10 protein-coding genes are annotated in these 14,493 nt (G+C 47.6%); 3 read left to right on the top strand and 7 right to left on the bottom strand.

The window, feature by feature from the left end; translation table 11 throughout:
• Window positions 1-226: 226 nt before the first annotated feature.
• The 5 genes from NNC77_RS09675 to NNC77_RS09655 form a co-directional block, all read right to left on the bottom strand.
• Window positions 227-1,474, bottom strand: coding sequence for a DUF4861 domain-containing protein (locus NNC77_RS09675; protein WP_254970325.1), 1,248 nt, complete (start codon window positions 1,472-1,474; stop codon window positions 227-229).
• Between the two features lie 33 nt (window positions 1,475-1,507).
• Window positions 1,508-2,524: a glycosyltransferase family 2 protein gene (locus NNC77_RS09670; protein ID WP_254970324.1), complete on the bottom strand. Its 1,017-nt coding sequence runs from the start codon at window positions 2,522-2,524 to the stop codon at window positions 1,508-1,510.
• A 2-nt stretch (window positions 2,525-2,526) separates the two neighbouring features.
• Window positions 2,527-3,411, bottom strand: coding sequence for a TIGR01212 family radical SAM protein (locus NNC77_RS09665; RefSeq protein ID WP_118191749.1), 885 nt, complete (start codon window positions 3,409-3,411; stop codon window positions 2,527-2,529).
• A gap of 133 nt (window positions 3,412-3,544) precedes the next feature.
• The gene (gene mtaB, locus NNC77_RS09660) at window positions 3,545-4,975 is read right to left on the bottom strand and encodes a tRNA (N(6)-L-threonylcarbamoyladenosine(37)-C(2))-methylthiotransferase MtaB (RefSeq protein WP_254970323.1); all 1,431 of its coding nucleotides are present in this window, start codon (window positions 4,973-4,975) and stop codon (window positions 3,545-3,547) included.
• Between the two features lie 131 nt (window positions 4,976-5,106).
• Window positions 5,107-5,277 carry a PG1828 family lipoprotein gene (locus NNC77_RS09655; RefSeq protein ID WP_022122035.1) on the bottom strand — a complete coding sequence of 57 codons (171 nt, stop codon included), beginning with the start codon at window positions 5,275-5,277 and terminating at the stop codon, window positions 5,107-5,109.
• Window positions 5,278-5,700: 423 nt separating this feature from the next.
• Here NNC77_RS09655 and NNC77_RS09650 point away from each other — a divergent pair, with 423 nt between their 5' ends.
• Window positions 5,701-6,873, top strand: a complete 1,173-nt coding sequence (locus NNC77_RS09650) for an MFS transporter (protein WP_254970322.1) — start codon at window positions 5,701-5,703, stop codon at window positions 6,871-6,873.
• 99 nt (window positions 6,874-6,972) lie between these two features.
• On the opposite strand, the gene NNC77_RS09645 is transcribed toward NNC77_RS09650, so the two are convergent.
• Window positions 6,973-9,522, bottom strand: coding sequence for a S9 family peptidase (locus NNC77_RS09645; protein ID WP_254970321.1), 2,550 nt, complete (start codon window positions 9,520-9,522; stop codon window positions 6,973-6,975).
• A 280-nt stretch (window positions 9,523-9,802) separates the two neighbouring features.
• Between NNC77_RS09645 and NNC77_RS09640 the strand changes: the two genes are divergently transcribed.
• Both NNC77_RS09640 and NNC77_RS09635 read left to right on the top strand, forming a co-directional pair.
• Window positions 9,803-10,987 carry a trans-sulfuration enzyme family protein gene (locus NNC77_RS09640; protein WP_254970320.1) on the top strand — a complete coding sequence of 395 codons (1,185 nt, stop codon included), beginning with the start codon at window positions 9,803-9,805 and terminating at the stop codon, window positions 10,985-10,987.
• Between the two features lie 33 nt (window positions 10,988-11,020).
• The gene (locus tag NNC77_RS09635) at window positions 11,021-12,193 is read left to right on the top strand and encodes a MalY/PatB family protein (protein ID WP_254970319.1); all 1,173 of its coding nucleotides are present in this window, start codon (window positions 11,021-11,023) and stop codon (window positions 12,191-12,193) included.
• Window positions 12,194-12,268: 75 nt separating this feature from the next.
• On the opposite strand, the gene NNC77_RS09630 is transcribed toward NNC77_RS09635, so the two are convergent.
• The gene (locus tag NNC77_RS09630; protein WP_254970318.1) at window positions 12,269-14,464 is read right to left on the bottom strand and encodes a helix-turn-helix domain-containing protein; all 2,196 of its coding nucleotides are present in this window, start codon (window positions 14,462-14,464) and stop codon (window positions 12,269-12,271) included.
• Window positions 14,465-14,493 lie beyond the last annotated feature (29 nt).

The following is a 14,493-nucleotide window of genomic DNA, read 5'->3' as shown; positions in this document are numbered from 1 at the left end:
TTTCACGATAATTTACAAATCTTCGAGTTACGACTGCAAAAATACTAAAAATTATTTAAATTACCAAGCTTTTTTGCTAAAAAATCATACGTATTCGCAAAAAAAATGGGTTTTTCTCTTAAATTTGTTTGCAAAATAGCCAGCAATGAGCAAAACGTAAGGCATTTTTGCTCATTACTGGCTATTTGCGCAGTTTTTCTGCTTATCGAATGATAAAAGAAACTGCTTATCGGATCATGACAGAAACAGAAACCTGAACCGGCTCTTCAATCTGCTTCTTCCAGGCTTTCAACCACTCATACCACTCCTTCTCGCCCTTGAAACCATAGGTTTCGTTGGCACTGGTATAAGCAAGCTTATAACTGAGCTGGCTGCCTGCAGGTTTCACTACCTGAGTATAGCAATCCTTATTGGCTGGCTGCTGACTTACCAGGGCTGACTGTGGCACATAAATGCCCAAGCCTACGGTCTCCAGCTTGTGCTTTCCATCGTCCTTGCCTGTTGGCCAGTCGCTGCCGTAACAGCCTCGCAATCCCTTGCCATCAGCAAATTCGCTGGAACCCTTTACGTTGATGAGTCCTGTAGCAAACTGATAATCAGAAACATCCTTGTTGAAGAATACATCTACGTCGAAATCGCGATGACCGGCATAGATGGTGTAACGGATGGTGGCATTGACAGGCTGCAAGCCCGGAGCCGGAACCCAACCCTTATCCACGACTTCGACGATGGCACGGAGCGGACCTTCTGAAATGACGCGCTGCTCCTGGTATTTCACGTTGTTGAACAGCACCTGGTCTTTACCGTCCCAGCCACGGAGCGCACCCAGTCCGTAGGTATTGCCTACCCAGAGGCAATCATCGCCCGAACCAGCCTGAATCTGCTCTTCTGAAGGATAGAACTGCGTATCCTGAACCACCAGTCCCTTGTTGATTTTGCCATAAAGATCGATGGTCTGACGATGGTCGAAATAAACACGCATGGCAATCAGTTCGCTTTCGAAGCAGGTGCCATGAGAATGAACGTAGTGATAAGGATCCTTGGTCTTCTTATCAAACGAGATGCTGCGCAGATAAATATCCTGCCTGTTCTTAGCCAGTTTCCTGTTCCTGCTTGGCAAGCAGAGTTCTGCAAAGGTACGAGCCGGATACTGTGCCTGCTCACCCTCACGATAGAGATGCACCTGATAGGTCTTAGTTTCTTTCTTGCCCAAATCAGCAAGGAAACAGAGTTCATCGTTGGTACAATCGCGGTTGGTGTCGTCGAGCTGGGAAGGAATCTCCTTGCCGTCAACGGTTACTACAGCGCGCTGAATGTCGCCGATAGCGCCCAACTTGCTGAGATCTACAACCACCGGAGCATCGGTTCTTGCCACCTTGGAAGGATTGGAAACCGACACCTGGAAATTAGCCTGCGCCTGGGCTGACAGAACCATCAGCGAAACCAGCGCCATCATCATTTGTCTTTTCTTCATAGATTTTTATTTTTAAGTTTGTTTTATTATTGTCTACAACTGCGAGAAGAGTTTCTTGCCCTTGGCGTAATATTGCCAGATGATAGAGAGATTGTAAACCTGCGGAATCTCCTCCTTCACCCTACCCGCCTGTATCTTTCTGCGATCTTCGTCAAACTCATGTTTCCATGCATAGAAAGCCCTGCGCGCCTTGAAGATGGCCTTGAAGTCGCCCCAGTTGCGTTTCAGAACCAATGTCTCGAAAGCAGCAAGATAATCCAGGAATCTGCGCATACGCATCACATGAATCAACTCCGTATCACTCAGATTCTTATAAAGCATGGTTAAATTATTTCTGAAATTCAGATAAGTCTTCATCGGATTGCTTTTCGGCAGGGTTCCACCCCCCACATGATAAACCTCACTCTCAGGAATGCAGTAGATTTTTCTGCCCATCAGACGCAAGCGCCAGCAAAGATCTATCTCTTCATTATGGGCAAAGAAACGGCCGTCTAAACCGCCGGCAGTCCAATAATCCTTTGAGCGAATCATCATACAGGCACCCGTAGCCCACAAGATTTCCTGCTGGTAATCATACTGCCCGTTATCGCGCTCTACCGTATCGAAGATGCGGCCGCGACAGAACGGATAGCCACATTTGTCGAGGAATCCGCCGCAAGCACCAGCATACTCAAAGCTGTCCTTATCGTATTCCGCAAGCAGCTTAGGCTGACAGGCAGCCACCTGCTGATGCGAATCCATAAACTCGATGAGCGGTGTAAGCCAATGATGCGAAACCTCCACATCGCTATTCAGGAGCACGTAATATTCTGCATCAATCTGCTTCAAGGCACGGTTATAGCCTTCAGCAAAGCCGAAATTCTGCTCCAGCACGATGGTCTTCACCTGAGGAAACTGAGTCTCCAGAAGGTGCATCGAACCATCAGAAGAAGAATTGTCTGCCACCCAGATTTCAGCATCCTGACGGGAATATTCGATGACATTCGGAAGATACTTTGCCAGCATCTTCTGACCATTCCAGTTTAATATAACGATTGCTACTTTTGCCATATTTATTGTAAACTCTTTAATCTGTTATTCAGGAGATTGGTAAACTCATAGTTCTTGAGTCCCCATTTGGGAGCAACCAGCAGTTCTTTGGGCGACTGACTGACGAAGCGCTCCAGCACCAAATCCTTTCTGAGCAGACGGATGTATTTCACGATGACATCAATATATTCCTCTACCGTGTAAACATGGAAGGGGTGCTCAGCATATTCCTGTGCCAGCCGGGTGCCCCTGATAATCTGCATCTGATGAATCTTGAGAATATCAAGCGGCAAGGAAGAGATGAGAGGAGCCTGGCGCAGACTTTCTTCCGCATCTTCTCCCGGCAAACCGATAATGATGTGGCCGCCCGTAAGGATTCCCCTGGCATGAGTACGCTCTACGGCACTTCGGCAACAGGCAAAATCATGTCCGCGGTTGATGCGTTTCAAGGTTTCATCATTGGCACTCTCAATGCCATATTCCACCAGCACGAAGGTTCGGCGGTTCAGTTCTTCCAGATAATCGAGCAATTCATCGCTCACACAATCCGGACGGGTTCCGATAACGATTCCCACCACATCTTCCACCTCAAGAGCCTCTTCATACATCTGCCTCAGTTGCTCCACCCTGGCGTATGTATTGGTATAAGCCTGGAAATAAGCCAGATATTTCATATCAGGATACTTCCTGCTGAAGAAAGCCTTTCCCTCCTCCAGCTGTTCAGTAATCGACTTTTTCCGGTCGCAATAGCTCGGATTGAAGGTACGGTTGTCGCAATACGTACATCCGCCACTCGAAATCCTCCCATCCCTGTTAGGACAGGAGAATCCCGCGTCTATCGAAATCTTCTGAACACGGAAATCAGGAAACTGCTTCCGGATCCATGTTCCAAAATCGTTGTAATACATTGGACTTTGAACTTTAAACTTTGAACTTTGAGCTTTGAACTTTATGATTAGCCTTGAATATTAGCTTTTAACTTGATAATCAGCCTTTGAGCTATAAACTATCAACTATAAACTATCAACTATAAACTATCAACTAAAGAAGCTCTGCCTTCAGCGCCGTCTTATCGTGATTGAAATCACCCAGGCGAACCTTGATAAGCTGGTTGTCGTATTCTTCCTTGGCGAGAGCCGGTGAAAGTTCTACGCGGATATAGTTCTTGGTGAAGCCATGCATTGCCTTGCCTCTTGGCGCCTTTTCGAAGAGAACCTCAGCCTCAGTACCGATGTATTGAGCATAGAATTCCTGCGTCTTCTGATCACTCAACTCCAACAGTCGCTTGGAGCGCTTCTTCTTCTCCTTCTCGTCAACCACATACGGAATCTTCAAGGCAGCCGTACCCGGACGCTCAGAATAAGGGAAGACGTGAAGCTGGGTAACAGGCAGACTCTTCAGGAACTCATAGCATTCTTCAAAACACTCCGGAGTTTCACCGCGACAGCCCACCATCACATCAACACCGATAAACGCATCAGGCATCTTCTCCTTGATAAGATTCACCTTGTGAGCGAAGAGCGCCTTGTCGTAACGACGGTGCATCAGCTTGAGCACCTCATCGCTTCCGCTCTGCAGAGGAATGTGGAAATGAGGCATAAAGGCACGGCTCTGGGCACAATACTCTATGAGATCATCATCACAGAGATCAGGCTCCAGACTCGAGATGCGGTAACGCTTGATTCCTTCTACCTGATCCATCGCCTTGACAAGGTCGATGAATCGCTCGTGGGTAGTCTGACCGAAATCGCCGATATTCACACCGGTAATGACGATTTCCTTACCGCCTTCAGCAGCCGCCTGCTCACATTGAGCCACAAGCGACTGGATGCTCGGGTTGCGCGAATTGCCTCGGGCAAATGGTATGGTGCAATAGGTGCAATAATAATTGCAGCCGTCCTGCACCTTCAGGAAATAACGGGTACGGTTGCCACGCGAGCAAGAAGGCTGGAAGGTCTTGATTTCCTTTGTCTTCACGCTATAATGCTGATGAAGAGCCGCAGCATCGCCGTTCTGAGAGGTTTCAGCATCGCCGTTCTGAGGAGTTTCAGCATCGCCGTTCTGAGGAGTCTGAGCAGCCAATCCGTTTTCCTGGGCAAACTTCTGCGCCCATGCATCGCTGAGATATTGAATCAAGTTCGCCTTCTCGTTAGCACCCAACACGAGGTCTACACCCTCTATCTTGCTGACATTCTCAGATTCGAGCTGCGCATAACAGCCCGTCACGATAACAAATGCGCCCGGATTGTTTCTCACCATCCGGTGGATAGCCTGACGGCATTTATGATCGGCAACTTCTGTTACCGAGCAGGTGTTAATCAGACAAATATCAGCTTTCTCCCCCTTTTTAGCAGTAATGACGCCCATATCTTCGAGCATTTTGCCAAAAGTGGAAGTTTCAGAGAAGTTGAGTTTGCAGCCTAACGTATAGTAAGCTGCCTTTTTACCTTGGAAGGCACTTGAATCTATCATAAATTATCTTTTCTAAAATTCTAAAAGGTAACCTAAAAAAAATAAAACATAGTCTCTATAAAACGAAAAAGCCGCTAGACCGAAGTCCAGCGGTTGTTTCTCTCATTTTTTCGTTCGCAAGTAATTTCAAATTACTTAGCAGAATCAGCAGCAGCTGTATCAGCAGCAGCAGTGTCAGCAGCAGTTGTATCTACCTGAGCTGTGTCAGAATCAGCAGAAGCTGTGTTCTGAGCTGTTTTGTTACCACATGATGCGAAAGAGATAGCTGCGATAGCTACGAACATAAAAACTAATTTCTTCATTTTCTTTGCTTTTTTAAAATCTGTAAAACAATCATTTGTTCTTTTGAACGATGCAAAGGTAAGCATTTTTTTGATACGTTGTTCTTTTTTTTGCGATTTTTTTTTAGGTGATTTTGTAACAAAATTACAAATCGCTATAAATCAGCTACTTATAAAGTGCTAACAAAGGTTAAAGTTTTTGGTGTGCTCGGAAACAGCCTAATTTTAACACTTTTCGGTGTTTTTTAGCGTAACAAGGGTGCGCGCCAACACCTCTTCAGAACAGCACTATATCATATAATAAGGTACGCGCGCGAGGGAAAGAACAGAAACTTTTTCTGCCTGAGAGAGAAGATTTTCCCAAGAAATCGTCCCCAAAAACTTTGATTGCCGAGAATTTTTTCGTAACTTTGCACTCAAAACAAAGAAACAAACAGACAGAAAATGATACAGCTAAAAGAAAATCAGGGCATTCCCCGCAGCATTCTCCTGATGATGGCTATCGTCGCAGGACTCACCGTAGCCAACTGCTACTACAATCAGCCGCTTCTCGAACTCATCCGCCACGACCTGGATATTACCGAGCAGAAGGCTAACCTCATCACCGTCATTACCCAGATAGGTTATGCGCTGGGCTTATTCTTCCTCATTCCCTTGGGCGACATGCTTTCGCGCAAGAAACTCATCCTTGTCAATATGACCATTGCTGCATTGATGGCTATCGTGATGGCTGCAGCGCAAAACGTTTGGATGCTCTGGGGAGCTTCCCTGCTGATTGGCGCCTGTTCGGTGATTCCGCAGTTCTTCATTCCGATAGCTGGACAGTTTTCGGAACCCAAGAACAAGAGCAGGAATATGGGCATTGTACTCTCCGGACTGCTGACGGGCATTCTTGCCTCACGAGTAATCAGCGGTTACATCGGCGAATGGCTGGGATGGCGGGAGATGTTTATCATAGCTGCTTTCGTGATGGTGTTTTGCATGGGAATCATGCTGCTGATGATGCCTGAAATGAAGCGCAACTATGTAGGAACCTACAGAGGGCTGATGACCACGATAGCAGAAATTTTCGTTTTCCATCCTTCTATCCGCATCTATTCCATCCGTGCAGCCTTCGGGTTCGGCAGTATGATGGCAATATGGTCTTGTCTGGCGTTCCATCTGGCGCAGCCACCTTTCAGCGCAGGAAGTGATATGGTAGGAATGCTCGGACTTTGCGGAATCATGGGAGCCGTTGCTGCCAGTGGTGTGGGAAAACTGATTCCGAGGTTTGGCATTCGAAAATTCAATCTGTTCGGAGCAGGAATGCAGATCATCGCATGGGCAATAGCCTTGGTTTTCGGCGATACTTACGCCGGACTCATCGCAGCCATCATCCTGGTTGACATCGGTCTGCAATGTCAGCAGCTCAGCAATCAGAGTGGTTGCCTGCAGGAGGTTCCGCAGGCTTCCAACCGCGCCAACACCATCTTCATGACCAGCTATTTCATCGGTGGTTCGCTAGGCACTTTCTGTGCCGGTTACGTCTGGACGCAAGCCGACTGGCTCGGTGTCTGCATCGTAGGAATCGCCTTCGCCATGATTTCCCTGCTTATCACGCTAAACTGCAAGAAATAAACATATAAAAGAAAAGAGATTATATTCCCGACTTACAGGAACATAATCTCTTTTCTTATTTGATAGAGACTGAAGCTGGCATTTCTGCCGAAGCTTCAACTACATCTTTTCATCTCCGTACATTTCCGTCCACCAGGAAGCATCATCCTGCAACCACTTGGCAAACCAGGCAAAGATGGTGTTCTGCCATTTCAGTCGCTTCTCGTAGTCGATGATGTGATGATCCTGACCATCTACCAATACCATCGCCGTAGGACGGCCAAGGAGTTTCAGCGCAGTATAGAGCTGGATACTCTCGCCTACAGGCACATTATTATCTGCCGTGCCGTGAACAAACAGCAGCGGAGTATGAATCTTGTCGGCATTATAGAGCGGACTCTGATCTACAAAGAGATGCTTGTTGGTCCAAGGATATTCGTTCGCCATAGAAACTTCGCTGTAGCTGTAGCCCCAATAGCCCTCACCCCAATAGCTGGTGTGGTCGCTGATGCCTGCATGCGAGATGGCAGCAGCAAAGAGGTCGGTCTTGGTCTGAAGATACTGAGTCATGAATCCGCCGTAGCTGGCGCCAATGCAGCCTATCTTCTTGCGGTTTACGAAAGCATGCTCATCGCAGAAAGCCTGAGTGCTGGAGATGATGTCTTCAGCCACTCCCTCGCCTGCCGTATCTACATGGCGGGCAGAGAATTTCTGACCGAATCCGGTGGCTCCACTAGGATTCACAACCAGCACTACATAGCCCATCGCCGCATAAACATGATGAGGATAACGGCTCTGGAACATGCGGCTCGTAGGACTGCATCCGCCATAATAATTCACTATCATCGGATACTTCTTGGCAGCATCAAAATGAGGTGGCAGATAGTAACGGCAGCAAAGGGTGTCGCCTCTTGAATTTACAAAATTCCAAGCCTTGCATTCGCCCAGTTCAACATCCTTCAGTTCGCGCGCACTCAAATCGTCAACCAATTGCGATTTCAGCGCCTTCGTATTCATCTTATAGAGTCGGTCGGCATTGGATGCACTCTGACCGGAGAAAGCCATTTCTGCTGCAGAAGATGCAAGCGAGAAACTCTTGATGTACTCTTCAGGAGTCTTGAGAAGCGTAAACTTGCCCGATTTCGGATTGAGCTGGAAGAGGTGCACGCAGTCTTTATCTTCGGCTGTAAAATAGATGTTTCCATCGACCTTGCTCCATTCCGTGCTCAGCACATTCGGATTGAAATCTCTGGTCAGCGGACGAACCTTCTTGTCTGCCAAGGTCATCAGATAGAGCTGGGTGTCGATCATGCTAGGCGTCTGTCCTTCTTCCACATTCTTTCCAATGCCGTTGAAAGCTTCCGGCGAAGCGCTCACGAGAATGCTCTTGCCATCAGGTGAGAACTGGGCGCTGTTCAGAAATTCGCCCTTTTCTATCAGGGTTTCTACCTTTGGCGTTGTGGCTGAAGAAGCATTCATACTGCCCAAATCCAGGCGGTAGAATGATGTCAGGGTTGTAGGACGCTTGGTGAGTCGCTCCTCTCCCTTGCCTATCAGCAGATAACGCGAATCGGCAGAAATATCCATCAGGTAGATGTTGTGGTAACCGAAGGTGAGCGGCTGGAGAATGCCCGATGCAAGATCATATTTGGCGAGATTGCTGCGCTCGCGCCAACCAGGCTGTCTGTCTTCCGGTTCTTTTACATCATAAACTTGCGGATCCTTTTTTCTGCCTTCAGTAGTGAGCGTATAGATGAGCGTTTTTTCATCGGGTGTAAACAGGAACCAGCCTTCAGGAAGATTGCTTGCCAGCACTTCGCGCTCCATCGTCAGCGGATTGACGGTAATAAGCTGCAATGTGCCATCCTGCTTTTCTTCTCCGGCAATACTGCTGTCGCTCGCCTTCTGGGTGAAATACAGTTTATTGCTTGCAGGCATCCATTTTACACTCTCCTCAAATGTAGCCATCACTCTGTTAGTCTGAGCGTTGCGCAATTCACTAATGCTATGGTTATTACCTTTTCTATCTACCCAGGTTTTCCGAACTACGATAAACTTTCCGTTTGGCGAGATAGAAACACTCGGATAGTTGGGCGCACAAATCACATCATAGATATTATAGGCGCGCTTGGCTGTCGCATCGCCTACAGAAAGCGGAGCACCGTTGGCTGCGGTTACGGTCAACTTAAGAGATTTCTTATCAGAAGATGCATTCTTGCGGGTAAGATATTTGATGACAACCGTATGCTGCGAAGGAGTCAGGATGGTTTCAGCCTTATCGCCGTTCACCTCTACCTGTTCACCGTCTACAAACAGGCGGTATTGCTCCAATCCTTCTACCGCAATGGTTGCTTTGGTGCGCTGGGTGTTAGATACGCAGAAAGAAGCCAGATGGAGCGCATCCTGCTTGTCGGCAAGGAGTTGGGCTGCACTCACCTCCTTACCCTTGTTTAATAAGGTGAAAGACAGCGGCGAATCGAGCAGCTGCTTAAGGTCGAACGCTTCGCCCTTGATGTTCACACTGTCAGCCATCCAAGGCTGTGCTACGGCATAGGGGCCTGCATATTTCAGCGTTTTCACCTCTATGGTTTCGGCACTGGCAGAGATTGAAGCCATCAGGGCAGCTGCCAGCAGTCCGCTTTTTGTTGTTTTCAGAACCAGTTTATTCATAAATATCCTTATTTTGATTTTGGTGCGAAATTACAAATAAAATTCGAGATAAACGAATGTTTGTGTTACAAATTGCTCTTTCTACTGAATTTTTACCATACAAATGTTATCTTTAAGTTAATCGGATGAGCCTGTAGGTTATTGTTGGGTTAAACCCCTCTCCAACGAGTTGCAATGCATAAAAAGCATTCGCAACTCGTTTTTTTTTATGCGATTTATTGTCTATTTGATTTCTTTTTTGTACTTTTGCACGCAAAATATCACATAAAATAACAGAATAATGAAGAAACAGACTCAAGCTATTCATTTGGAATATGAGCGCCGCGATGCATACGACTCGCTGAGCGTGCCAGTATATAACACCCTTGCCTACGAATTCGACAATGCTGCCGTCATGGCTGAAGCATTCACCGACAAGATTAAGGCTCCAGATTATTCGCGCGTAGAGAACCCTACGGTGACCAACCTGGAGCGCCGTGTGGCAGCCCTTACCGATGCTGCTCATGCCACCGCCTTCAACTCAGGAATGGCGGCCATCAGCAACACCCTCATGGCGCTGGCAGCACAAGGCAAAAATATTGTTACATCCAAGCATCTCTTCGGCAATACTTATGCCCTGCTCGTAGCCACTCTGCGCCGTTTTGGCGTAAAGGTGCGTTTGCGCGATTTGACCAATATCGAAGCCGTGCGCGAAGCCATTGATGATGACACCTGCTGCGTCTTCCTCGAAATCCTGACCAACCCACAGCTGGAGGTTGCTGACCTGAAAGCCATCTCGGAAGTGGCACATGAAAAAAATGTACCTTTGGTGGTGGATTCTACCGTGATTCCTTTCACACAGTTCTCGGCTAAGAGTCTGGGAGTAGATATTGAGGTGGTTTCCAGCTCTAAATATGTAAGCGGCGGTGCTACTTCGCTCGGCGGTCTGGTTATCGACTACGGAACTCCTTACAACGGCGACTTCGCCAAGCGTCTTTATGGAGAAATGCTCTTCAATTTCGGAGCCTATATGACCCCACAGGTAGCTTATATGCAAACCATCGGACTTGAAACGCTCGATGCTCGCTATCGTGTGCAGAGCAGCAATGCCTTGGAGCTTGCCAAGAAGCTGCGCTCTCTGCCTCAGATAAAATTAGTAAACTATGTTGGTCTGGAGGATAATCCTTATCACGAGTTGGCGCAGCGCCAGTTTGGAAAAACTGCGGGAGCCATGATCTGCATCGACCTAGAGAGCAAGGAAGCCTGCTTCAGTTTTCTGAACAATCTGAAGCTCATCCATCGCGCCACCAACCTCTTCGACAACCGTTCGCTCGCCATTCATCCGGCAAGCACCATCTTCGGAGCATTCTCTGAGAACATGCGCAAATCGATGGACGTGAAAGACACCACTATCCGATTGAGCATCGGCTTGGAAGATGTGGATGATCTCTTCGAAGACATCAAGCAGGCCGTTGATAGTTTATAATTGATAGTTTATAGTTAATAGACTCAAAGTAAAATGTACAATTTCGATAAAGTCATAGACCGTTCGGGCAGCGACGACCTGAAGCATGGCGCCCTGTTGCCTCGTTGGGGACGAGATGACTTGCTGCCACTCTGGGTAGCTGATATGGATTTCGAGACCCCATCTTTCATTACAGATGCCCTCAAGGCACGTCTGGAACACTCTCTTTTCGGCTACACGATGGAGCCGGAAGATTACCTGCCTAGCATCATCGACTGGGTTCGCGACCACCACCAGTGGGATGTGAAGCGAGAGTGGATAAGATTCATTCCTGGTATTGTTAAAGGCATCGGACTCGTGGTGAATGTCTTCACCCAGCCTGACGAAAAAGTCATCATCCAGCCTCCCGTTTATCACCCATTCCGCCTCACCCCAGAGGGTAATGGCAGAGAGGTGGTCTTCAATCCGCTGAAGATGAGGGAAGACGGATATTACGAGATGGATTTCGAAAACCTCGAGAAGGTTTGCGATGAGAAATGCAAGATTCTCATTCTCTGCAATCCCCATAATCCGGGCGGTATTACCTGGAGCAAGGAAATCCTGCAGCAGCTTGCCGACTTCTGCTATGAGCACCATCTGCTCGTTATCAGCGATGAGATTCACGCAGATATGGCGCTCTTCGGCCACAAGCACATCCCGTTTGCTTCGGTTTCAGACAAGGCACGCAACATCAGCATCACCTTCCAGGCTCCTTCCAAGACCTTCAATATAGCTGGAATTGTGAGCAGCTACGCCATTATTCCAAACGAAGAAATTCGCAGGAAATTCTATCCTTGGCTGAGTGCCAACGAACTGGATGAGCCAACCCTCTTCGCTCCAATCGCCACCATCGCCGCTTTCCGCAAGGGTGAGGAATGGAGAAAGAAGATGCTTGCCTATATAGAGGAAAACATCCGATTCGTAGAGGATTACTGCCGCGAGCATATTCCGGGCATTCGTCCGTTGCGTCCACAGGCTTCCTTCCTCGTATGGCTCAACTGCCGTGATCTGCATCTTTCTCACGATGCACTTCTCGACCTATTCATCGACAAGGCGCATCTGGCATTGAATGATGGAGAGATGTTCGGTCCTGGCGGAGAAGGATTCATGCGATTGAATGTAGCTGCACCAAGAAGTGTTATCAAACAGGCTTTGCAGCAGCTGGAAGAGGCTGTGAGCCAACTCTAGATATTTTTAAAAAAAATAGCCGTAACTACTGCAAATATAGTTACGGCTATTATTATAATATGGTGGAAGAATGCTTTATTCCCCCTCCATCAAATCATGAACCAGTTTGATTTCGTAATAATCAATACCAGCTCCCAAAGCTTCCTTTATTTCGCTAAAATGCTCCAATCCAGGATGAGCCTTCATGAAATCACGGATTTTCTTTTCATGGGCACTTGAAATCAGCGCCCGCAGTCCAATCTTTCCTTCTTTCACATAAGGAGTAAGATGACCAATAATGGTACCTTTGGTATAACCCCGCTTAGCAGCAATCTGATCTACCGTCATTCCCTGCATATAGAAATCATAACTTACCTCCTTCGAAGCGACTTTCGGCACCTTCGGCACCTTCGGTTCATTCGGTTTCTTCTGTCTCCTTGACTTTCTGCCCGAACCGCTATCTGATGAGGCATCTGCATCCAACAGCAAGAACTGCGCCTTCTTTTTCAGATAATCTGTTACCGTGAATTCGGCACTACATTCATACTTCAAAAGCCGTTCTTTTAATTTTACATCCTCTGAGAAAACAGAGAAGCGATCTTCAAACTGTTTCCTAGCCACCTTGTTGTCTGTATCAAGATTCGACTTTCTGATTAAATCACTCAGAATGCCGATTTTGTCAAGAAAATACATAGCTCCCTTATGAATACGGTCTTGCAGCTCAGCCTGTCTTACATCAGGATTTCGGGCAAGCATACCCGTATACTGCACACGGAATTTATCCGACACGGCTATCAGACTCTTCAACACCACCTGCAGCTTCTGATACTCGCTTACCACGCGCGGATATTTACCATTAAAAAACTCTACCAGGCAGCGCATCAGATGCTCATAACTGGCTCTGATAGAATAGAAATCGAAGAGTTCGCTGATGCAATAAATGATGTATTGCAGCTCCAGACTGCTGATTTGCTCCTGACTAGGCGCAGCAAGCTGGCTGGTGAATGCATCCACCGTCTGGCTGCTGATAATGGCTCCGCGAGAAAGCGGTTGACTGAGCACCATGCCCTCCAAAGTCTTGCAGCGGCTCAGCGCCACATAGGTCTGACCATGGGTAAAAGAATGAGAAGCATCGATGATGGCATGTTCGAAAGTAAGTCCCTGACTCTTGTGGATAGTTATCGCCCACGCCAGACGCAGAGGATACTGCATGAATTTTCCTTCCACCGTCTCCTCTATCTCCTTGGTTTTCTCGTTCAGCGTATATTTCGCATTGGTCCACTCCATTTTCTCCAGGTCAAACTCCTCGCCCGAATCCTTACTGCGAACGGTAATCTTGCTGCCGTCTTCATCGGTCCTAACCCCTATCACCTCGCCTATCATACCATTATAAAAACGGTGCTGCGGGTCGTTCTTGATGAACATCACCTGGGCTCCCGGCTTCAATGTGAGCTTGAAATCGGCCGGATAAGATGTTTCAGGGAAATCGCCCTCTATATCTGCTGTAAAAGAAAATGACTGCGCAGGCAAGGCAGCAAGCTGCTGTTCGTTGATATACTGGGCAGGTGCATTATGGGTGGTAAGCCTGATATAATTGCCCTCCTTAGGTGGTACAAAATTTGGAATATAGCGCTGGTTCAGAGCCTGCAGCGTAGCTTCAGAAGCCTTGTTCTCCCTAATCTGGTTGAGCAGCGAGATAAACTGTTCATCCTGCTGCCTGTACACTTTTTTAAGTTCGATGGTGAGATAACCCACCTGCTTCAGAGCGTTGCTGCTGAAGAAGAAAGGAGTATCATAATGCTGCCCCAGCAGATGCTCTTCCTGTGGCGTAACCACGGGTGCCAGCTGCTGCAAATCGCCTATCATCAGGAGCTGCACACCACCGAAAGGCAAATCGTGGCGCTTGCGATACTGGCGAAGCACAGAATCTACAGCATCGAGCAGATCGCTGCGCACCATACTGATTTCGTCGATAACGAGCAGGTCGATACTGCGGATGATATTGCGCTTGAGCTTGCTGAACTGATAGCGTTTCTGTTCGCCGCTGCCAAAGGTCGTGCCCGGCACGTATGGCGAGAAGGGAAGCTGGAAGAACGAATGGATGGTCATTCCTCCGGCGTTGATGGCTGCAATGCCCGTAGGAGCAAGCACAATCATTCGTTTTGGCGACAGTTCTTTCAATCGCTTGAGGAAGGTTGTCTTACCTGTGCCCGCCTTTCCGGTAAGGAAGAGGTTGGCATTTGTCTTTTCTATGATATTCCATGCCAGGATGGATTCTTCGTTCATTTCCATACAGCTTCGTTTTATACCAGTTTTTATAC

Origin of the sequence: Segatella copri, assembly GCF_024330485.1 — a bacterium.
Classification (GTDB): Bacteria; Bacteroidota; Bacteroidia; order Bacteroidales; family Bacteroidaceae; genus Prevotella; species Prevotella copri_L.
This window is presented reverse-complemented; position numbering and strand designations above follow the sequence as displayed.

Bases quoted from the DNA above. Each gene is read 5' to 3' on its own strand.
- NNC77_RS09640 (WP_254970320.1), top strand. From the start codon at position 9,803: ATGAAGAAACAGACTCAAGCTATTCATTTGGAATATGAGCGCCGCGAT.
- NNC77_RS09645 (WP_254970321.1), bottom strand. From the start codon at position 9,522: ATGAATAAACTGGTTCTGAAAACAACAAAAAGCGGACTGCTGGCAGCT.
- NNC77_RS09665 (WP_118191749.1), bottom strand. From the start codon at position 3,411: ATGTATTACAACGATTTTGGAACATGGATCCGGAAGCAGTTTCCTGAT.
- NNC77_RS09675 (WP_254970325.1), bottom strand. From the start codon at position 1,474: ATGAAGAAAAGACAAATGATGATGGCGCTGGTTTCGCTGATGGTTCTG.
- NNC77_RS09655 (WP_022122035.1), bottom strand. From the start codon at position 5,277: ATGAAGAAATTAGTTTTTATGTTCGTAGCTATCGCAGCTATCTCTTTC.
- mtaB (WP_254970323.1), bottom strand. From the start codon at position 4,975: ATGATAGATTCAAGTGCCTTCCAAGGTAAAAAGGCAGCTTACTATACG.
- NNC77_RS09650 (WP_254970322.1), top strand. From the start codon at position 5,701: ATGATACAGCTAAAAGAAAATCAGGGCATTCCCCGCAGCATTCTCCTG.
- NNC77_RS09630 (WP_254970318.1), bottom strand. From the start codon at position 14,464: ATGGAAATGAACGAAGAATCCATCCTGGCATGGAATATCATAGAAAAG.
- NNC77_RS09635 (WP_254970319.1), top strand. From the start codon at position 11,021: ATGTACAATTTCGATAAAGTCATAGACCGTTCGGGCAGCGACGACCTG.
- NNC77_RS09670 (WP_254970324.1), bottom strand. From the start codon at position 2,524: ATGGCAAAAGTAGCAATCGTTATATTAAACTGGAATGGTCAGAAGATG.